The 19,528-nt window shown below is 73.9% G+C and carries 18 protein-coding genes and 1 tRNA gene; 10 read left to right on the top strand and 9 right to left on the bottom strand.

Annotated features, from left to right (window positions below; all coding sequences use genetic code 11):
• Nucleotides 1–35: 35 nt before the first annotated feature.
• On the bottom strand, nucleotides 36–1,517 hold the full coding sequence (locus tag Sfr03f_RS08350) for an extracellular catalytic domain type 1 short-chain-length polyhydroxyalkanoate depolymerase (RefSeq protein ID WP_108953011.1): 1,482 nt from the start codon (nucleotides 1,515–1,517) through the stop codon (nucleotides 36–38).
• 140 nt (nucleotides 1,518–1,657) lie between these two features.
• On the bottom strand, nucleotides 1,658–2,245 hold the full coding sequence (locus Sfr03f_RS08355) for a DinB family protein (protein WP_108953012.1): 588 nt from the start codon (nucleotides 2,243–2,245) through the stop codon (nucleotides 1,658–1,660).
• Between the two features lie 233 nt (nucleotides 2,246–2,478).
• Between Sfr03f_RS08355 and Sfr03f_RS08360 the strand changes: the two genes are divergently transcribed.
• Both Sfr03f_RS08360 and Sfr03f_RS08365 read left to right on the top strand, forming a co-directional pair.
• Nucleotides 2,479–3,714 carry a beta-1,3-glucanase family protein gene (locus tag Sfr03f_RS08360; protein ID WP_170145043.1) on the top strand — a complete coding sequence of 412 codons (1,236 nt, stop codon included), beginning with the start codon at nucleotides 2,479–2,481 and terminating at the stop codon, nucleotides 3,712–3,714.
• Between the two features lie 148 nt (nucleotides 3,715–3,862).
• Entirely contained in the window at nucleotides 3,863–5,026 is a 1,164-nt protein-coding gene (locus tag Sfr03f_RS08365; protein ID WP_108953014.1) for a S1 family peptidase, read from the top strand.
• 90 nt (nucleotides 5,027–5,116) lie between these two features.
• Here the strand turns inward: Sfr03f_RS08365 and Sfr03f_RS08370 are convergent, their stop codons facing one another.
• Nucleotides 5,117–5,962, bottom strand: coding sequence for an LLM class F420-dependent oxidoreductase (locus tag Sfr03f_RS08370; RefSeq protein WP_170145044.1), 846 nt, complete (start codon nucleotides 5,960–5,962; stop codon nucleotides 5,117–5,119).
• 164 nt (nucleotides 5,963–6,126) lie between these two features.
• On the opposite strand from Sfr03f_RS08370, the gene Sfr03f_RS08375 reads away from it, so the two are divergent.
• The 3 genes from Sfr03f_RS08375 (at nucleotide 6,127) to Sfr03f_RS08385 (ending at nucleotide 7,025) form a co-directional block, all read left to right on the top strand.
• Nucleotides 6,127–6,200: transfer RNA gene (locus Sfr03f_RS08375), tRNA-Ser, on the top strand.
• A 2-nt stretch (nucleotides 6,201–6,202) separates the two neighbouring features.
• A complete protein-coding gene (locus tag Sfr03f_RS08380; protein ID WP_108953015.1) occupies nucleotides 6,203–6,418 on the top strand; it encodes a hypothetical protein in 216 nt (71 codons plus the stop codon).
• Between the two features lie 193 nt (nucleotides 6,419–6,611).
• Entirely contained in the window at nucleotides 6,612–7,025 is a 414-nt protein-coding gene (locus Sfr03f_RS08385; RefSeq protein WP_159105590.1) for a hypothetical protein, read from the top strand.
• A gap of 20 nt (nucleotides 7,026–7,045) precedes the next feature.
• On the opposite strand, the gene Sfr03f_RS08390 is transcribed toward Sfr03f_RS08385, so the two are convergent.
• Genes Sfr03f_RS08390 through Sfr03f_RS08400 form a run of 3 tightly spaced genes read right to left on the bottom strand, consistent with a single transcriptional unit; the run spans nucleotide 7,046 to nucleotide 10,767 of the window.
• Nucleotides 7,046–7,831 carry a phosphotransferase family protein gene (locus Sfr03f_RS08390; protein ID WP_108953017.1) on the bottom strand — a complete coding sequence of 262 codons (786 nt, stop codon included), beginning with the start codon at nucleotides 7,829–7,831 and terminating at the stop codon, nucleotides 7,046–7,048.
• 44 nt (nucleotides 7,832–7,875) lie between these two features.
• Nucleotides 7,876–10,227: an FdhF/YdeP family oxidoreductase gene (locus tag Sfr03f_RS08395; RefSeq protein WP_281262825.1), complete on the bottom strand. Its 2,352-nt coding sequence runs from the start codon at nucleotides 10,225–10,227 to the stop codon at nucleotides 7,876–7,878.
• A 24-nt stretch (nucleotides 10,228–10,251) separates the two neighbouring features.
• Entirely contained in the window at nucleotides 10,252–10,767 is a 516-nt protein-coding gene (locus Sfr03f_RS08400; protein WP_108953018.1) for an SRPBCC family protein, read from the bottom strand.
• A 124-nt stretch (nucleotides 10,768–10,891) separates the two neighbouring features.
• Between Sfr03f_RS08400 and Sfr03f_RS31140 the strand changes: the two genes are divergently transcribed.
• On the top strand, nucleotides 10,892–11,140 hold the full coding sequence (locus Sfr03f_RS31140) for an AAA family ATPase (RefSeq protein ID WP_245967457.1): 249 nt from the start codon (nucleotides 10,892–10,894) through the stop codon (nucleotides 11,138–11,140).
• A gap of 39 nt (nucleotides 11,141–11,179) precedes the next feature.
• Complete coding sequence (locus Sfr03f_RS31145; protein WP_245967458.1) at nucleotides 11,180–11,404, top strand: hypothetical protein; 225 nt, start codon at nucleotides 11,180–11,182, stop codon at nucleotides 11,402–11,404.
• A 45-nt stretch (nucleotides 11,405–11,449) separates the two neighbouring features.
• Here the strand turns inward: Sfr03f_RS31145 and Sfr03f_RS08410 are convergent, their stop codons facing one another.
• The 3 genes from Sfr03f_RS08410 to Sfr03f_RS08420 form a co-directional block, all read right to left on the bottom strand.
• On the bottom strand, nucleotides 11,450–12,643 hold the full coding sequence (locus Sfr03f_RS08410) for a phospholipase D-like domain-containing protein (protein WP_245967512.1): 1,194 nt from the start codon (nucleotides 12,641–12,643) through the stop codon (nucleotides 11,450–11,452).
• A gap of 335 nt (nucleotides 12,644–12,978) precedes the next feature.
• Nucleotides 12,979–13,776 carry a DUF305 domain-containing protein gene (locus Sfr03f_RS08415; protein WP_159105591.1) on the bottom strand — a complete coding sequence of 266 codons (798 nt, stop codon included), beginning with the start codon at nucleotides 13,774–13,776 and terminating at the stop codon, nucleotides 12,979–12,981.
• Nucleotides 13,777–13,951: 175 nt separating this feature from the next.
• Entirely contained in the window at nucleotides 13,952–15,388 is a 1,437-nt protein-coding gene (locus Sfr03f_RS08420; protein ID WP_108953020.1) for an amidase, read from the bottom strand.
• Nucleotides 15,389–15,556: 168 nt separating this feature from the next.
• Between Sfr03f_RS08420 and Sfr03f_RS08425 the strand changes: the two genes are divergently transcribed.
• The 3 genes from Sfr03f_RS08425 (at nucleotide 15,557) to Sfr03f_RS08435 (ending at nucleotide 19,437) form a co-directional block, all read left to right on the top strand.
• Entirely contained in the window at nucleotides 15,557–16,999 is a 1,443-nt protein-coding gene (locus Sfr03f_RS08425; protein WP_245967459.1) for a B12-binding domain-containing radical SAM protein, read from the top strand.
• 47 nt (nucleotides 17,000–17,046) lie between these two features.
• The gene (locus tag Sfr03f_RS08430; RefSeq protein ID WP_108953022.1) at nucleotides 17,047–17,799 is read left to right on the top strand and encodes an enoyl-CoA hydratase; all 753 of its coding nucleotides are present in this window, start codon (nucleotides 17,047–17,049) and stop codon (nucleotides 17,797–17,799) included.
• Nucleotides 17,800–17,964: 165 nt separating this feature from the next.
• Complete coding sequence (locus tag Sfr03f_RS08435; RefSeq protein ID WP_218028135.1) at nucleotides 17,965–19,437, top strand: alpha/beta fold hydrolase; 1,473 nt, start codon at nucleotides 17,965–17,967, stop codon at nucleotides 19,435–19,437.
• Nucleotides 19,438–19,528 lie beyond the last annotated feature (91 nt).

The following is a 19,528-nucleotide window of genomic DNA, read 5'->3' on the forward strand; positions in this document are numbered from 1 at the left end:
CCGGTGGCGTGACGGCCCCTCAGGTGGGATCCGTGTCAGGACGGGCACCCCGCGTCGGAGATCACGAAGTGGCCCGCCGAGATCTCCTCCAGCGTGTGGCTGTAGAAGGTGTTGTACAGCCCCATGTTCTGGCCCGACCCCAGGGCGTAGGCGTAGCCGCCGCTCTGACGGGCCCGGCCTGCCTGCACGTGCGCGTAGTTGGAGGCCGTGAAGCAACGGTGCTCGAAGCCTCCGCCGCCGCCGCTCGTGGTCGCGGTGACGGACGCGGAGCGGGCGCCGGCCGCGCCGGAGGAGTCCACGGCGGCCACCGAATAGGTGTACGCCGTGCCCGGGGACAGGCCGGTGTCGGTGTACGAGACGCCGGTGGCGGTGCCGATCCGGGAGCCGCCGCGGTAGATCTCGTACGATGCCGCCCCGCTCACCGCGTTCCACGACAGCGTCACGCCGCTGTCGGTGACGGCGCCGGCCGCGAGCCCGGTGGGCGCCGGCAGGGCGCCGGGGCCGCCGGGGTCGACGGCGCCCCCGTCCAGGCCCCAGAAGAGGGCGGTGTAGTAGCTGGAGCAGATGGTGTCCAGGTAGTAGGCGCCCGCGGTGCCGCACTGCGAGGTGCCCGTGCCGGGGTCGACGGCCGTTCCGTGGCCCATGCCGGAGACGGTGAACGTGGTGACCGCGGGGACGCCCCGGGCGTCGGTGTACACGGCCTGTGTGGTGTTACCGGGGAGCGAGGCGGTGGAGGCGGGGGTCTGGCCCAGGCCCCAGACGTTCGTCCACTGGTCGCGCGACTGGGTGGCGTTGGCGGGCACCACGGTCGTGTCGGACGTGCCGTGCCAGACGGCGACCCGCGGCCAGGGACCGGTCCAGCCGCCCGACGCCGAGCGCACCGCGTCGCCCCACTGCTTGGGGGTCTTCGCCGTCGCGTTGTACATGCAGGTGTAGGCGTTGGCGACGGAGGTGGCGCAGCCGGCGGGGATGCCGGAGGCGATGGAGCCGCCCGCGAAGACGTCCGGGTAGGCGGCGAGCAGCGCGGCGGTCATCGCCCCGCCCGCCGACAGCCCGGTGACGAACACCCGGTCGCGGTCGCTGCCGTAGCGGCCGGTCGCGTGGTCGACCATCTGCTTGACGGAGAGTGCCTCTCCCTGGCCCCGGGCCGTGTCGGAGGACTGGAACCAGTTGAAGCAGGAGTTGGCGTTGTTGGCGCTCGACGTGTGCGGGTACACGACGGCGAACCGGTACAGGTCCGCGTACTTGGCCCACCCGGCGTGGGAGTGGTAGTCCGCGGCGCTCTGCGTGCAGCCGTGCAGGGCGACGACCAGCGGCGCGCCGGCCGGGAGCCCGTCGGGCACGTAGGCGTACATCTGGAGGTTGCCCGGATTGGTGCCGAACCCGGTGACCTGGGTCAGCGAGGCGGCGGAGGCGGGCGCCGGGGCGGCGAACAGGGCCAGCAGCAGGGCGAGTACAGCGGTCAGGCCGAACGCGCGGGCTCGTGCCCCGGGTCGGGAGCGGTCGGGAACCGGCATGGGGTCCTCCCGGAAGGGATCGGTGCGGGGGCGCGTGTGGGGGTCACGCGCTCCGACCGTACGAACGGGCCGGACACCTGCCAGTGGAGTGACAGCACATAGGAGCGGGGTGCGCCTATGTGGGAGCAGGCAGGCGGGCCTCAGGCCTCCCGGGCCACGCGCTCCAGGCGGTCGCGGTGGGCCCGCCACCAGGCCGCGTCCCCCTCCGCCAGTGCCGTGTTGTCCTCGCGCATGCCCACCGCCCCGTCGATCAGCTCACGGACGATGTCCGCGTGTCCCGCGTGGCGCTGGGCGTCGGCGATCACCCGCACCACGGCGTGGTGCAGTGTGATCGTCCGGCGCTCCGCCGGCCACCAGGGCACCGTGCCCACCGCCTCCAGGGGCAGCGCCTCCAGGGTCGCGTCCGCGTGCGCCCAGGCCTGCCGGTACATGCCGACCACGAACGCGCGCGACTCCCCGGCGGTGGCCCACATGTCCGCGTTGGTCTCCGCGCCCTCCGCCACCCACGGCAGGGGGATGCCGGACGGACGGCCGAACACCTCGCCCAGGTAGCCGAGTTCGACGGTCGCCAGGTGCTTCACCAGACCCAGCAGATTGGTCCCGGTCCCGGTGAGCGGCCGGCGGACGTCGTACTCGGAGAGACCCTCCAGCTTCCACAGCAGCGCATCGCGCGCGTCCTGGAGGTAACGGCGGAGGTCGGCCTTGGTGTCGGCGGCGGTCGTCGTCATACGGACAGTCTGGCAGTCCACCAAGGACTTCGAAACTTTCAACTGAGAGCGCTCTCAGAGTACTTGACGTTCCAAAAGCAACAGGATTTCATCAGAACCGAACACGCCACTCCGGGGCGGGTCCGCACACGGTGACCACGTCGTGCGGGCCCTGCCCACCTGCCTGATCACCCCCCACCATCCCGGGCGCGTGCCCTCGTGGCGCCGCACCGGGACGATCTCAGGAGGAACACGTGGTTTCCCGACGGTCCTTCATGGTCGCGGGCGCGGCCGCCACGCTCGGAGCGCCCGCCTGGCTCCTGACCAGGCCGCAGCGCGCGACGGCCGGTGAGTCCCCGGCCGCCGCGGCGTCGCTGCCGATCACCCTGCGCAACACCTCCGGCAGCGGCACCGTGTACGCCTACATCAGCGGCGCCGACGAGTCCGGATGGCCCGGCTTCGTCACCGCCGACGGAACCTTCCGGCGGCTGCCCAGCCCCTCCTCGGTCCTCACACCCGTGGCCGACCACTCCATCCCCCTGGGCCCCTCGGGCTCGTCCGGGGTGCGGGTGCCGCTGCACCAGTACGTCATCAGCGGCCGGGTCTGGTTCTCCGTCGGCGCGAAGCTCCAGTTCTTCGTCAACCCGGCGAACGGCGGGGGAGCACCGGGCATGGTCCAGCCCGCGCTCACCGCGAGCGACCCCAACTGGCGCACCCACTGGACCTTCTGCGAGTTCACGTACAACAGCGCCAACCTCTACGCCAACATCAGCTACGTGGACATGGTGGCGCTCCCCGTCGCGATGTCCAGCACCGGGCAGGCCGGGCCCCAGTCGGTACCGCCCCTGCCCGCCGGGGCGCTCGGGCGGATCGCGGAGGGCCTGCGGGCCCAGCACGCCGCCGACGGCGCGCCCTGGGACCGGCTGGTCGCCACCGACGACGCGGGCAGGGTCGTCAGGGTGATGGCGCCGGCCCACTCGCCGGCCGGCTTCGGCGACTACTGGCAGCCCTACCTGGACGAGGTCTGGCGCCGCTACGAGACCACCGGGCTGACCGTGAACGGGCAGGGCTCCGTCGGGAAGTACACCGGACGGGTCTCCGGCGGCGTGCTGACCTTCGCCGGGCTGAACGACAACGGCGTGCCGTTCACCAAACCCAGCGCCGTGGACATCTTCGGCTGTGCGAGCGGCCCGCTCTACAACTCCGGCGGCGACGCCCGCGGCGCGGTGGCCGCCCGTCTGGCGGCGGCGCTCAACCGCAGTTCGCTGCTGGTGCCCGGCGGCGACAACCAGCCCGACGGCGTGCCGGCCGACCGCTACTACGAGCACGCGATCACCAACCACTACGCCCGGCTGGTGCACGAGCACGCCACCATCGGCTACGCCTTCCCCTACGACGACGTCGGCCCCACGGGTGCGCCCGCGGTCGACGGTCACCTCCAGGACGGTGCTCCGACGTCCTGGACGATCGAGGTCGGCGCCGGCGCCTGACCGCGCCGCGCGTCCCCGCACCATCCCTCTCCCTCCCCCCATTCCGCCTCCCCGCCCGCCGCGCACCCGTCGGCCGGCCGGGAGAGCGCTCTCAGAGATCCCTGGTTCCACCGACCCCTGCCGGAACGAACCGAAAGGCACCCCCCCCATGAGACGCAACGCCCTCACCCGCGGCGCACTCGCCGCCCTGTTCGTCGTCGGAACGTGGGCCACCGCGGCCGCCCCCACCGCCTCGGCCGACGACGGCTCCGCCTCCGCCGCGTCGCAGGCGCCCGCCTCCGACGGGCTGCTGCGGGCCATGCGGCAGGACCTCGGCCTCACCGCGGCCGAGGCCGAGGACCGCCTCGCCGACGAGAAGAGCGCGACCGCGCTCGAGCCCACGGCACGCCGCGCCGCGGGCGACTCCTACGGCGGTTCCTGGTTCGACGCCGAGACCGGCCGGCTCACCGTCGCCGTCACCGCGGACGCCCCCGACAGCACGCGCCGTGCCGTGAAGGCCACCGGTGCGCACATCCGCACGGTCCGGCACGACGCGCGGGAACTGGCCGCCGCCCAGCGGCGCATCGACCGGCTCGACGCCCCGGAGGGAGTGACCGGCTGGCACGTCGACCCCCGGGCCAACACCGTCGTCGTGAACGTCGCCGACGGCAGCCGCTCCGACGACGCCGTCGCGCGGTTCCTGGACCGGGCCCGCGCGGCCGGTCCGGTGACCGTCGAGAGCGTTCCGGGCGCGCCGCGCACCCTGGCGGCGGGCACGGTCGGCGGTGACCCCTTCTACACCGGCAACGTGCGCTGCTCCATAGGGTTCTCGGTGGTCGGAGGCTTCGTCACCGCCGGGCACTGCGGCGGCGTCGGCCAGTCGGTCAGCGGCTGGGACCGCAGCTACATCGGCAACATCCAGGGCTCGTCGTTCCCCGAGAACGACTACGCCTGGGTGAACGTCGGCAGCGGCTGGTGGACCGTGCCGGTGGTGCTCGGCTGGGGCACCGTCTCCGACCAGCTGGTGCGCGGCTCCAACGAGGCGCCGGTCGGCGCGTCGATCTGCCGCTCCGGCTCGACCACCCACTGGCACTGCGGCACCGTGCTGGCCAAGAACGAGACGGTCAACTACAGCCAGGGCGCGGTGCGTCAGATGACCAAGACCAGCGTGTGCGCCGAAGGCGGCGACTCCGGCGGCTCGTTCATCAGCGGTGACCAGGCGCAGGGCGTCACCTCCGGCGGCTGGGGCAACTGCTCGACCGGCGGCCAGACCTGGTTCCAGCCGGTGAACGAGATCCTCGGCCGGTACGGCCTCACCCTCGTGACGGCCTGAGACACCGGCGGGCCGGGGCGCGAGCACCCGGCCCGCCGCCACCGCCCCACGGGTGGCCCCGGGGACCGCTCCCCGGGGCCACCCGCGCGGTCAGCGCAGCTCCAGCAGACCGGCCAGGCGGCGCCAGCCCTCCCGCGGGTGCCGGTCGGGGGCGCCGTCGAGGACCTGGACCGCCACGTGGTCGGCGCCCGCGTCGTGGAACTCCGCCAGACGCGCGCGGATCGTGTCGTCGTCGCCCCAGACCACCACCGAGTCGATGAGCCGGTCGCTGCCGCCGTCCGCGAAGTCCTTCTCCTCGAAGCCCATGCGGAGCCAGTTGTCGGTGTAGTTGGGGAGCCGGGTGTACATGTCGACCGTCTCCCGCCCGATCCGGCGCGCCTCGGCCGGGTCGGCGCTCAGCACCACCTTGACCTCCGGCGCCAGCAGTGGACCCGCGCCCAGCGTCTCCCGGGCCCGCGCCACGAACTGCGCGTCGACCAGGTACGGGTGGGCGCCCGCGGTGCGCTCGGCGGCCAGCCGCAGCATCCGGGGACCCAGCGCCGCGAGAGCCCTGGACTCCTTCGGCAGCGGTGCGGACGCCGAGTCCAGCGCGTCGAGGTAGTCGACCATCGCCGAGTACGGCTTGCGGTAGTCCTTGGCCAGTGGCGCGTGGCTGACGCCGAGTCCCAGCAGGAGACGCCCCGGGTGCCGGTCCTCCACGGCCGCCGCCTGCTCGGCGACCATCGCCGCGTCGTACTGCCAGATGCTGAGGATGCCCGTGGCCACCGCGATGCGCGAGGACGCCGCCAGCAGTTCGCCCGCCGCCGGCACCGAGGCCATGCCGAACCACACGGCCCCGAAACCCAGCCGGTCCAGCTCCTCGACGGCCTCCACCGCCTCGCCCCCGCCCTCCCGGAGCTTGCTGCTCCAGATGCCGAAGCGTCCGACGTCCACCATGGGGTACATCCTTTCCGGTCAGCTGCATGACATGGTCCCCACGGTCCAGCGACCGGGGCACTGCATGCATTCCCCATTCACCCGTTCGGAGTCGGCGCGGGCGCGCCGGTGACCGAAAGTCGGTTGAACGCCGGGAGGCGACACCGACAGAGTCACCGTCACGACGGCGTGCAGCTCAGTCGGCCAGAGCGCCAGGCCTGAGACCTGGAGGGCGCGGGGGCGGAACCCGCCGCGTCGGCCGTGAACGAGAATGCTGGACAGCAGCGCACCACGACGATCCTCACCACCCACAACCTGGCGACCCTGGTCGCCAGGGCACGGGTCGCGCCCCGCGAGGGCTGGGCGGGCCCGGCGGCCGGGCGGGACGTGGAGGCCGACGGAGGACGCCGGTTCCTCGGCTGGACGGTGGGCCCCCACCGGCTGCTGGAGGGGATGCCGCGGCCGGCACGGCGCTGACCCGGGGAGCCGGGCGTCCGCGGCGGGCGGCGGACGTGGGCCGTGCGGGGGAAGGAGGGACCGCCGGTAGGCGTGTTACGGGCGGGTGGTCCCAGGTCGCCCGGTTTGAGTAGGTGTACTCAGGCAGCCGGGGCGTCGCGAGCCGAGCATGGTGGAGGGCCCCGGTGCGTGGGCCGCGACGAAGGAGGTCACCATGGACAGACCGGACGAGGCGCCCGGTCCCGCCGCCCCGGCGGGGGAGCAGGAGACCCGCGTCCACCGGCCCGCGGCCCTGCCGCTGCCCGAACCCGAACACGTGCCGTGGCGATGGGCGGAGGAGTTCCACGCCAACGCGTGCGCCGGACCGGGCGCCCGGCTGCGCCTGCGGGCCCGGCTAACCGCCGCGTCCTGGTTCGGTGACGTGGAGACCGCGAGCCAGGCCCTGGACGCCCTCGTCCGCGGCACCATCCGCGAGGACCGGCTCGCCCGCGACGAGCGGCTCACCGTCCGGGCGTTCATCCTGCCCACCAACGAACTGGTCCTGGAGACCGAGTCCCGCGACCACGCCGCGGCCGACCCGGTCCGTCGGCAGCTGGTCCTGCCCCCGCTGCGCTCCGGACCTCTCTGACGCCCGCCAGTATCCGTGGCCTACCAGGGGTCCTGACGCCGGCGCAGCCACCGCAGCGCCGCCTCGCCCTGCGCCCGCTGGAAGGCCCGCAGGGTCGGCAGCCCGGGCGGCGGCGCCTGCAGGCCGGAGTGCAGGAAGTAGCCGGCGACCGCGACGAGCACGGTGGTGACGTCCCCGGGATCGGCGCCCCGGCCGACCAGGTGCCGGTCGAGGCGGGCCACCGCGTCCTCCGGGTCGTCCGACTGCATGACGACGCTCGGCCCCATGGCCACCACGTCGAACCACGGGGCGCCGATCGCGGCCCACGGCCAGTCGACGAACACCACGCGGTCGGCGGTCAGCAGGATGTTGTCCGCCCGCAGGTCACCGTGGACCAGGGCGGTGCCGGCCGCGGCCGCCGCCCACCCGGCCTCACGCGCGGCGAGCTGCTCCAGGTGCCGGCGCGCCCACGGATCGAGCCGCGCCCCCGGGTCCGCGCCCGCGTGCCCGGCGGTCTCGGCGAGTGCGCGGAATCCCCCGGCCGGGAGGGCGGCCGTGACCCGGGCCTCGGCCCGGTGGAGGCCGGGGGTGTCGGGATTCGGGTCGGGGCCCACCGCCTTGACGAAGAACCGCCCGCCGTCCGCGAGGCGGACCCGGGCGGCCACGCAGGGGGAGAAGCCGCCCGGCTGGGTCACCGCGCCCTCCACCGGGGAGCCCAGAGCGGCCTCCACCCGGCCGCGCACACGGCGCGGAACGTCCCACCACGAGCACCGCACCCCCGCGGCGGGCGGGGGTGCGGTGGCGGTGCTGCTCGGTCGGCTCCCCATGGCGCCATGCTTCAGCGTGGGCCGCCCGGGGAGCAACCGGTTTCTCAGGCGGCGCCGTCGCCCTCGGCCGCGGCGCCTGTCAGGACCTCGGCTCCGGTGCGTCCGCGTGCCTCCAGGCGCACGACGATGCCCTTGGAGGTCGGGGTGTTGCTGATGTCGGCCACGCTGTCCAGCGGGACCAGGACGTTGGTCTCCGGGTAGTAGGCCGCGGCGCACCCGCGCGAGGTGGGATAGGGCACGACGCGGAAGTCCTCGGCGCGCCGCTCCACGCCGTCGCGCCATACCCCGACCAGGTCGACGGCCGCCCCCTCCTCCAGGCCCAGGTCGCGCACGTCCGCGGGGTTGACGAAGACCACCCGGCGCGAGCCGTGGATGCCGCGGTAGCGGTCGTTGTCCGTGTAGGGGACGGTGTTCCACTGGTCGTGGGAGCGCAGCGTCTGGAGGATCAGGTGACCCTGCGGGGCGCTCAGCGCCTCGAACTCGTTGCAGCTGAACACCGCCTTGCCGCTCTCGGTCGGGAAGTGGCCGTGGTTGACGGGGTTGGGCAGGGCGAAGCCGCCGGGGCGCGAGACACGGGCGTTGAAGTCCTCGAAGCCGGGGACCACGCGCGCGATGTGGTCGCGGACGCAGCCGTAGTCCGCCTCGAACCGCTCCCAGCGCGCGCCCGGGACCTTGTCGCCCAGCGTGTCGCGGGCCAGCCGGCTCAGGATGGCGACCTCGCTCAGCAGGTGCTTCGAGGCCGGCTCCAGCACGCCGCGCGAGGCGTGCACCTGGCTCATCGAGTCCTCGACGGTGACGAACTGCTCCCCGCCGGCCTGCGTGTCGCGTTCGGTGCGGCCCAGCGTCGGGAGGATCAGCGCGGTCTCGCCGCAGACGGCGTGCGAACGGTTCAGCTTGGTGGAGATGTGCGCGGTCAGGCGGCAGCGCCGCATCGCGGCCTCGGTGACCTCGCTGTCCGGACTGGCGCGCACGAAGTTGCCCGCCAGCCCGAGGAACACCTTGACCTTCCCGTCGCGCATCGCGCGGATGGCGTTCACCGAGTCCAGGCCGTGCTCGTGCGGCGGCTCGAAGCCGAACTCCTCGCGCAGGGCGTCGAGGAAGGCGTCCGGCATGCGCTCCCAGATGCCCATCGTGCGGTCGCCCTGCACGTTGGAGTGGCCGCGCACCGGGCAGGCGCCGGCGCCGGGACGGCCGACGTTCCCGCGCAGCAGGAGGAAGTTGACCATCTCGCGGATGGTGGGCACGCCGTGCTTCTGCTGGGTGATCCCCATCGCCCAGCAGACGATGACCCGCCTGCTCTCCAGCACCATGTCGCGTACCTCCTCGATCTGCGCGCGGGTCAGGCCGGTGGCCTCCTCGACGCGCGGCCAGGAGAAGGAGGAGCGCAGGTGCCGCGCGAACTCCTCGAAGCCCGTGGTGTGGGTCTCGATGAACTCGTGGGCCAGCACGGTGCCGGGGGCGGCCTCCTCCGCCTCCAGCAGCAGCACGTTGAGCGCCTGGAACAGCGCCAGGTCGCCGCCGACCTTGATGTGCAGGAAGCGGTCGGCGATCTGCGTGCCGCGCCCGACCACGCCGCGCGGCTTCTGCGGGTTCTTGAAGCGGGCCAGTCCGGCCTCCGGCAGCGGGTTGACGGCGACGATCCGGCCGCCCCGCCGCTTGGTCTCCTCCAGCGCCGACAGCATCCGGGGATGGTTGGTGCCCGGGTTCTGGCCGACCGTGAGGATGAGGTCCGCGTGGTGGATGTCGGACAGGCTGACGGTGCCCTTGCCGGTGCCCAGGGTCTCGCTCAGGGCCGAACCGCTCGACTCGTGGCACATGTTGGAGCAGTCGGGCAGGTTGTTGGTGCCGAAGGCGCGGGCGAACAGCTGCAGGACGAACGCGGCCTCGTTGCTCGCGCGGCCCGAGGTGTAGAAGACGGCCTCGTCGGGGGAGTCCAGGGACTTCAGCTCGTCGGCGATCAGTTCGAGGGCGGAGCTCCAGCTGATCGGCTCGTAGTGGTCCGAGCCGGGCCGCTTGACCATCGGCTGGGTCAGCCGCCCCTGCTGGTTGAGCCACCGGTCCGACTTCCCGGCCAGCTCGTCGACCGAGTACCGGGCGAAGAACTCCGGCGTCACCCGGCGCGACGTCGCCTCGTCGTTGGTGTGCTTGGCGCCGTTCTCGCAGTACTCGTTCATCGGGCGCTTCCCCGGGGCGGGGTCGGGCCACGCGCAGCCGGGGCAGTCGAAGCCCGGCTCCTGGTTGAGGTTGAGCAGGGTGAGGCCGGTCCGGCGGGGCGACGTCTGGGAGAGGGAGTACTCCATCGCGTGCAACACCGCCGGGACGCCCGCCGCCCAGGTCTTGGGGGGCGTCACCTCGAGGCGGTCGTCGCTGTTCTCCTCGCTCGACGGCTTCTGCACGTGTTCTCTCCTCAACTCGGTCGGTCAGCCGATCGGCCAGGTCGGTACCTGGGGCTTGTGGTGGTGGGTGCCCGGGCGCACGTGGCTCCCGCTGATCTCGCCGCGCCAGTGGCCGGTCTCGCGGCCCTGACCCTCGACGAACTCCTTGAAGCAGCGCAGCGAGCCGTCCGCCCAGCGGGTCACCAGGCCGAGTGCCGCGCCCACCCGCTCCCGCAGCCGGGGCGTGCCCTCGGCCTCGAGGCGCAGGGTCACCCGGCAGCGGTCGTCGCCCAGCGACTCGAAGGAGACGGTGCCGGTGTGCCGCGGCGGATCCAGGGCCTCCCAGCGCAGCAGCCGGTCGGGCACCTGCTCGACGATCTCCGCGTCGAACTCCACGGTCCGCCCGCCGATGCGCGTCACCCAGTGCGTCAGCGCCGCCTGGGTCTGCTCGACGCGCTTCACCCCGTCCATGAAGCGGGGGAAGGTCTTGAACTGGGTCCACTGGTTGTACGCCACGTGGACCGGGACCTCGACATCGATCGACTGTTCGACAGTGTTCATGGCCTCGCCGTCTTCTCCGCTGAGCCGGAGGGACCGGGTCCCCCGAGAACGCGGTCCCATGCCGAACCGTGTTTCGGGCCGCGCGCCCAGGGACACCCGCGCGCGAGGAGGAGGGAGATGAGTGATGACCCCGGAGGACGGGGCCGGCGGCGGGGCCGGTCCCGACCTGGCCGTGCTGGTCGGGCTGCAGGCGTCCGGCAAGTCGACCTTCTGCCGGCGCCGCCTGGCCGGCCGCCACGTCCTGGTCGGCAAGGACCTCTTCCCGCGCCGGGCCCGCGGGAAGCAGCGGCGGCAGATGCGCCTGGTCGAGGAGGCGCTGGCGGCCGGGCTCCCGGTGGCCGTGGACAACACCAACCCCACGCCCGACGAGTAGGCCCCGCTGATCGAGGCGGGCCGGGCGCACGGGGCCACCGTGACCGCCTACTGGTTCCCGCCCGACCTGGACGGCTCGCTGCGGCGCAACGCCGGCCGCCCGGACGCCGAGCGGGTGCCGGAGGTCGGCGTCCGGGCCACCTTCCGCAAGCTCCGCCGTCCCACGACCGCGGACGGCTTCGACGCGGTGATCGAGGTCCGCCTCGACGGCCGGGGCGACTTCGAGACGCGGCCGGCGCGCCCCGCGGAAGGTGCTCGTCCCTGAACGGGCAGCGGGCAGCGGGCACCGGTGCCCGCGCGGGCACGCGCCTCAGAGGAAGCGGCGGATGGGGGTGACCGAGGCCTCCTTCAGGCGCTGCACCGCCGCCCGGCGGCGCCACCGCTTGCGGTCGATGGCGACGCTGCGCTCCAGGTCGGCGTCGAAGTCCGCGTCGAGCGTGGCGGTGAAGTCCCGGTCCAGCACCGCGAGCATGACCTCCTCGTCGTGCTCCAGCGAACGGCGGTTGAAGTTGGTGGAGCCCACCAGGGACGCCACCCCGTCCACGGTCACGATCTTGGTGTGCAGCATGGTCGGCTGGTACTGGTGGACCGACACGCCGCAGTCCAGCAGCCGCGTGTAGTAGCCCTGGCCGGCGAGCTGGCAGGCCCGCTGGTCGGTGTACGGGCCGGGCAGCAGTATCTCCACCTGCACGCCGCGCCGGGCGGTCGCGCAGAGCAGCTCGACGAAGTACGAGTCGGGGGCGAAGTACGCGGTGGCCAGCCGGAAGCGGCGCTGGGCGGAGGTGAGCATCACCCGCAGCAGCGTCTGCATGTCCTGCCAGCCGATCGACGCCGACCCCCGGACCACCTGCACCACGGCGGTGCCGTGCTGGGCCTGGGCGGGGAAGCGGTCCCGGTCGTCGAACAGTTCGTCGTGCGCCTCGGCCCAGTTCTGCGCGAACGCCGCAGCCAGGCCGTCCACCGCGGGACCGCGGAGCCGGACGTGCGTGTCACGCCACTCCTCGGGTCCGCGCGCGTCGCCGGCCCACTCCTCGGCGATGCCGACGCCGCCGCTGTACGCGACGGTCTCGTCGACCAGCAGCACCTTGCGGTGACAGCGGTGGTTCTGCTTGAACGGCGACAACCACAGCGGCTTGCGGAACCAGGCCACCTGGACGCCCGCGTCGTCCATGGTCTCCAGCAGGTCCTTCTCGATCCTGCTGGCACCGAAGCCGTCCAGGAGCAGCCGTACGCGCAGACCGGCCCGGGCCCGCTCGCTGAGCGCGGCCGCGAAGTCCCGGGCGATCTGCCCCCGCCAGTAGACGAAGGTCATCATGTCGATGGTGTGCTCGGCGGTGCGGATGGACTCGAGCATGGCGGGGAAGATCTCGTCGCCGTTGCGGAGGGCGACCAGTTCGTTCCCCTCCGTCGCCGCCACGCCGAGCAGCCGCTCCAGTCGTCGCCGCAGGCGCACGATCTCCGGGTCGTCGGCCGCGTCCGCGGCTCTGGCAGGGGGCTGGGGTATCGGGGCGGGGCTCACCGACGGACCTCCGTGATGCTGGGACGGCCGCACGGCGCTGGGCGTCGCGGGAGACCCGGGAGGACGGAAGGGCCCGGGTCCGGAAGCCACACTTGCCCCTGCGTCTCTTCACCAAACCTGACGCCTTCCGGCCACCGGGCCGCCGGCCGGCCCTGCCCGGCGCCGCCGTGACCCGGTGCCGTCGTGCCCCGGGTCCGCACGCACGCGGGCCGCCCCACGCGAGGCGGCGTGGGGCGGCCGTGGCCCGGCGGCGGACCGGAGGACGCGGAGGGCGGATGCGGTGCGGACGGCGGACGCGGAGTGAGGTGACGTGTGCCCGGTCAGTACTGGTTCTGGTTCTCGCTCTGGATGCGCTTCATCTCCTGGATCTGCTGGGACTGGGTGTCGACGATCGACTGGGCCGCGTCCTTGGCCGGCTGGTACTCGCCCTGCTCGGTCTCGGTGCGGGCGAGTTCGACGGAGCCCTCGTGGTGCTTGATCATCAGGGTGAGGAACTGCTGGTCGAAGTCGGCGCCGGTGGCGTCACGGAGGGAGTCCAGCTCCTCCTGGGTGGCCATGCCGGGCATGTTCCCGCCGCTGGAGCTGGGGCTGGGGCTGCCGGTCGGGCTCCCGGTACCGGTGGGACTTCCCGTGCCGGTGGGACTTCCGGTGCCGGTCGGGCTCTGCGTCCCGGTCGGGCTTCCGGTGCCCGTCGGGCTCCCGGTCCCGGTCGGGCTCTGCGTGCCGGTGGGGCTCGCGGTGCCCGTCGGGCTGGCCTCGGGCACCGGCTCCCCCCAGGAGGTGAGCCACTGGGTCATCTGGTCGACCTGGGTCTGGTCCTCCTGCTTGATGTCCTGCGCCAGGGACTTGACGTCCTGGGACTCCGCCCGCGTCTCGGCGAGGTCCGCCATCTCGATCGCCTGGCGGTGGTACTGGATCATGCCCTGCGCGAACGACACGTCCTGGGCGTCGTGCGCCTGGCCGGTGCCGGTGGGCGAGGCGGAGGCGGTCGGACTGCCGGTCGGGGTGGTACCCGAGGACGAGGCGGTGTCGGTGCCGCAGGACGCCAGCGACAGGGCGGCGACGACGGCGACGGCCACGGCGCCGGACGCGCGGGCCGGAGAACGGTACGTGCTCATGGTGGTGCGGCTCCTTGGACGGCCCCGGTTCGGGGCGCGGGGACGGGGCGGCCGGCCGGGCGGCATCAGCGTAAGCAGCGGCCCTCCGCCCCGGCCCGTCCTGGTACGCCACCCGTGTCGCCCCCGCCCGGCCCCGCACCACCGCGCTCCCGCCGGGCCTGCGCCCCCGGGTGGGTCAGCCGCGGGACGCCTCCAGCTCGTAGGCGACCTCCAGCAGCGTGCGCTCCTCGCCGTCGCGGCCGGAGAGCATCACGCCCACCGGAAGGCCGTCCGGCGTCCGGGCCGGACCCGGCAGCGAGATCGCCGGGCTGCCGCACACGTTGTTGATCGGCGTGAACGCCACGTACGTCCTCAGCCGGGTGATCAGCTCCGGGAACGGCACCGACGGCGACAGGTGCCCCAGTCGCGGCGTGGTGTGCGCCAGGACGGGGGAGAGCACCACGTCGTACCGCGCGGCGGAGTCCTCGTAGGCCTCCCGGGCCGCGCGGCGCAGGCGCCGCAGCACGGCCGGCGTCGTGTGCCACTGCCGCAGGTACCGCTCCCGCAGGCCGCGGCTGAGACCGTCCATCCGGCGGCGGTCGAAGCGCCGGTCCATCAGCAGCTTGCCGGTCGCGCCCGCGAGGAAGGCCAGCAGACCCCAGTAGGTGACGAAGTCCTCCTCGAAGCGGGCGTCCAGCGGCATCCGGTACTCCTCCACCCGGTGCCCGAGACCCTCGAGCACCGTGGCGGTCGCGGTCACCGCGGCGCGGGTCGCGTCGTCGGTGACCGTGCCGGTGGGGGAGTCCAGGAGCAGGCCCACGCGCAGCCGCCGCTCCCCGGGGCCCTCGACCCGGCCCACGGGCGGCAGCTTCGCAGCGCGCCGGGCCTGCTCGGCGGCGGCGAGGAAGGCCGCCGTGTCGCGCACGCTGCGGGTGACCGCCCCGTCCACCACCACGTCGATCGGCAGGCCGCGGCCCGTCTCGTTGGCGGCCATGCGGCCCCGGGTCGGCTTCAGCCCGACCAGGCCGCAGCAGGCGGCCGGGATGCGGATCGAGCCGCCCCCGTCGTTGGCGTGCGCGATCGGCACCGCGCCGGCCGCCACCAGCGCCGCGCTGCCGCCGGACGAACCGCCCGCGGAGAACGCGGTGTTCCACGGGTTGCGGACCGGCTCGGCGTCCTCGAACTCGGTGCTGGCGTTGAACCCGAACTCCGGCAGCCGCGTCTTGCCGAGCACGGTCATCCCGGTGGCGGTGAACTGGCGGGTGAACGGGGCGTGCCGGGTGGCCGGACCGGGGGCGGCGGCGGCCGTGCCGTTGCCGGTGGGCAGTCCCGCGTAGGTGGTGTTGTCCTTCACCAGCGTGGGAATGCCGGCCAGCGGCCCCCGCGTGCCCGCCCGCGCGGAGGCGATCCCGGCCTCGAAGACGGCCGTCTGCATGGCGTTGAGCCGGCCGTCCACGGCGCGTATCCGCTCCGCCGCGGCCCGCGCCAGCTCCTCCGCGCTCACCTCGCCGGCCTTCAGCCGGGCGAGCAGGCCCACCACGTCGTCGGCGCCGAGCGCGTCGTCGCGGAAGGCGAGCACGGGGGCGGGCGCGCCGTCCTCCGCCGGGCTCACCGACGTGTCCGCTGCGGTCATGGGGGTCTCCCTCGGTCGGACGGCAGGACCCCTGGCTCCGGGGCAGGGCGAGCGTACTCGGATCATGAGAACCCCCGGAAGACCTGGCCGGCGCCCCGAAGCCCTCGCGCCCGCGGACCGGGAACCACCGAACCCGCTCCCGCGGTCTGGTCCGGCATGCGTGTGACGATGATCCTCCCGGCACTGACCGAGGCGACCAGCCCGCTGTTCCGGCCCGTCAAGTACTCGCTCTTCCCTCCCCTGGGGCTCGCCACCCTGGCCGGTCACCTGGACCCCGACGACGAGGTCACCCTGCTCGACGAGCACGTCGAGCGGATCGACCTGGAGACACTGGAGAGTCCGGACCTCCTGGTGGTCCAGCCCTACATCACCTCCGCGCGGCGTGCCTACGAGATCGCCGACCACTTCCGGGCCCGCGGCGTCCACGTCGCCATGGGCGGCCTGCACGTCACCTCGCTGCCCGAGGAGGCGGCCGCGCACGCGGACACGGTGTTCACCGGACCGGGGGAGGACACCTGGCCCGCGTTCCTCGCGGACTTCCGCGCGGGTGCGCCCGCCCGCCGCTACGACTCCCGGCTGCGCACCCTGGAGGGGCTGCCGCCCGTCCGCCGGGACCTCATCAAGCGCCAGCTGTACCTGGTCCCCAACTCCCTGGTGGTGACCCGCGGTTGCCCCCACCACTGCGACTTCTGCTACAAGGACGCCTTCTTCGAGGGCGGCAGGTCCTTCTACACGCAGGCGGTGGACGACGCGCTGGCGGAGATCGACCGGCTGCCCGGCCGCCACCTCTACTTCCTCGACGACCACCTCTTCGGCAACCGCCGCTTCGCCGAGGCCCTGTTCGACGGGATGGCCGGTACCGGGCGGCTGTGGCAGGCCGCCGCCACCGTCAACTCGGTGCTCAGGCCCGGCCTGCTGGAGAAGGCCGTGGACGCCGGGCTGCGCTCCCTGTTCGTCGGGTTCGAGACCGTCAACGAGGCGAACCTCGCCGAGCGGCGCAAGAACCAGAACATCGGAGCCGACTACGCGGCGGCGGTCCGGCGGCTGCACGACGCCGGAGTGATGGTGAACGCGAGCTTCGTCTTCGGCCTGGACCAGGACGGGCCGGACGTCTTCGACCGCACGGTCGCCTGGGCCGTCGAGCAGGGAATCGAGACGGCCACCTTTCACATCATGACCCCCTACCCGTCCACCGGGCTGTGGCGGCAGCTGGAGGGCGAGGGACGCCTCCTGCACCGGGACTGGGACCTGTACGACACCCGGCACGTGGTGTACGAGCCGCGGGGCATGACCGCCCGGCAGCTGGAGGACGGGTACTGGAGGGCCTACCGGGAGTTCTACCGCTGGTCGAACATCTGGCGCGGCGCGGCCGCTCAGCCGGGACGTCCGGAGCGGCTGCGGCACCTCGCCTACGCGGGAGGCTGGAAGAAGTTCGAGCCCGCCTGGGACCTGCTGATCCGCTCCCGCCGGGTGGTCCGCGCGCTCCCCGCGCTGGAGCGCACGCTGAGCGCCTTCGGCGGGAGACCGCCCACCGGGGGCGGTTCGCGGGACGGCCGGGCGACGGCGCGGCCCGTCCACCCGGCCGTGCCGGGCCGCGCGGACGGAAGGTAGGTTCCGAGCACCCGGCACCGGCCGGGCGAACCGAGGAAGGGGCGCGGATGACGAAGGTCGACCTGGTCGAGGACGAGGGCCGCTGGACGCTGACACTGGACGACCCGGACCGCCGGAACTGTCTCGACGAGACCATGTGCCGGGAACTGGGGGAGGCCGTCGCCACGGTGGCGCACGCCCCGGACGCCCGGACCCTGGTGGTCACCGGCGCCGGATCCGCGTTCTGTGCCGGGGCCGACCTGCCCGCGCTGTTCGGGGACGCGGGGCGCCCGGTCGCCGAGGTGCGCGAGCACCTGCACCGCGTGTACGAGAGCTTCCTGAGCCTGCGGGCGCTGCGGATCCCGACCGTCGCCGCGGTGCAGGGGCCCGCCGTGGGCGCCGGCTTCAACCTGGCGATGGCCTGCGACGTCCGGGTGGCCGGCCCGGACGCCCGGTTCGCGGCGACGTTCACCCGGATCGGACTCCACCCCGGCGGCGGCTGCACCTGGTTCCTGGTCGACGCGCTGGGGGCGCAGAAGGCGCTCGCCCTGCTGCTGGACGGCGGCACGCTCGACGCGGAGGCGGCGGTGCGCGAAGGGGTGGCGCTGCGCGTCGCCGAGGACCCGGTCGCCGCCGCCCACGACATGGCCGGCCGCTGGGCCGCCGTCGACCCGGCGCTGGTGCGGGACATCAAGCGGGCGGTGGGCATCGCCAGGACCGGTGACTTCGGCGCGACGCTGGAGTTCGAGTCCTGGGCCCAGGCGTCCACCGCCACCGGTGAGGAGATCCAGCGGGCGGTGGAGCGGTTCCGCAAGCACTGACGCGGGCGCCCGAGGCACGGCGGGCTGTGCGGCCCGTCGTGCCCCGGGCGGTGGTGATGGGCGGCGGCACAGTCCTCCCGGGGGCGCCCTTGCCGCCCGTCCCGGCGGCTCGGGACGGTGGCGGACGAACACCTTCCCCGAGCCCCGTGCGAGAGGTGGACCACCGTGTCACCCAGCCCCGAGACCTCCGGCGCCGCGTCACCGGACGCCGCGCCCCCCGAGCGCCGAGCCGCGTCCCCCGAGCCCCGAGCGGCGTTACCCAAGCCTCCAGCGGCGTCCCCCGAACCCCGGGCGACGTCCGCCGCCGCCTCGCGCGGGGGGATCCGACGGATCGTCACCCTGCTGTGCGCGCTGCTCGTGCTCTGCGCCCTTCCGGCGCCCGCCCTGGCCGGTGACCACCGGGCCGGGGACACCGCGACCCTCCGGCCGGTGATCTTCGTGCACGGGTCGAGCGGTTCCGGCGGGCAGTTCGAGACCCAGGCCCGGCGGCTGACGGGCAACGGGTTCCCGGCCCAGCTGATCGAGACCCACGAGTACGACTCGACCTTCGCCACCACCACCCCCGACGCCGTGTACGCCGCCCTGGACCGGCGGATCGACGCGCTGCTGGAGCGCAGCGGCGCCGACCGGGTCGACCTGCTCGCCCACTCGCTGGGCACCCTGCTGATGCAGGCCTACCTGCGCAGCTCGCCGGAACGCGCCGCCAAGGTCGCCCACTACGTCAACCTCGACGGCCGGACCTCCGCCGACCTGCCCGGCGGCGTTCCCACCCTCGCCGTGTGGGGGGAGGGCGACCCGGCCCGCGCCGTCGGCGGGGCGCGCAACGTGTACCTCCCCGGTCAGGCCCACACCGAGACGGTCACCTCCGAGGAGACCTTCGCCGAGTTCTACCGGTTCTTCCACGGCGAGGAGCCGCGCACCACCCGGGTCCTGCCGGAGCTGTCCATCACCCTGTCGGGCCGCGCCCAGATCTTCCCCACCAACGTGCCGGTCGCGGGCGTGCGGCTGGAGATCCACCGGATCGACCCGCTCACCGGGGCGCGGATCGGCAGCAGGCCGGAAGCCGTGCAGACGCTGGGGGCGGACGGCGCCTGGGGACCCGTGCGGGCGTGGGGCCAGGCCCACTACGAGTTCGCGCTGGTGTGGGACGAGAAGCACACCCACCACCTGTACTTCCCGCCGTTCCAGCGCTCCGACCACCTCGTCCGGCTGCTCACCAGCCGTCCGGGGGAGGGCATCTCGGGACAGGTCGAGACGGGTGACGGCCACTCGGCGCTCACCGTCACCCGCCAGAAGGAGTGGTGGGGCGACCAGGGCGCGTCGGGGGACACGCTGTCCGTCGAGGGCGTCCAGGTGCTGAACGCGGCGAACGCGCCGCGCGTCAGGCGCACCATCGGGATGTTCCTCTTCGACGCGGGGTCGGACAAGGTCACCGATCTCTCCGCGCCGCTGCAGCCCTTCTTCCAGACCCCGTTCCTCACCGGGATGGACGTCTACCTCCCGGCCACCTCACGGCGGGACCGGCCGCTCACCCTGGTGTCGCGCCCGCGCGGCGAGGGCGGCCGCGTCGACGTGCTGAGGGTGCCGGCCTGGCCGTCGAGCACCGACCGGGTCTCCGTGCAGTTCGACGACCACTGATCCGGCGCCCCGCGCGGCACGGAAGCGCCGGTCGGACGCGCGTCGTCGCACGGTCCGGCAACTCGGCACCGTCCCGTCCGGCGGCGTGACC

The sequence above is a fragment of the Streptomyces fragilis genome (genome assembly GCF_003112515.1).
Classification (GTDB): Bacteria; Actinomycetota; Actinomycetes; order Streptomycetales; family Streptomycetaceae; genus Streptomyces; species Streptomyces fragilis.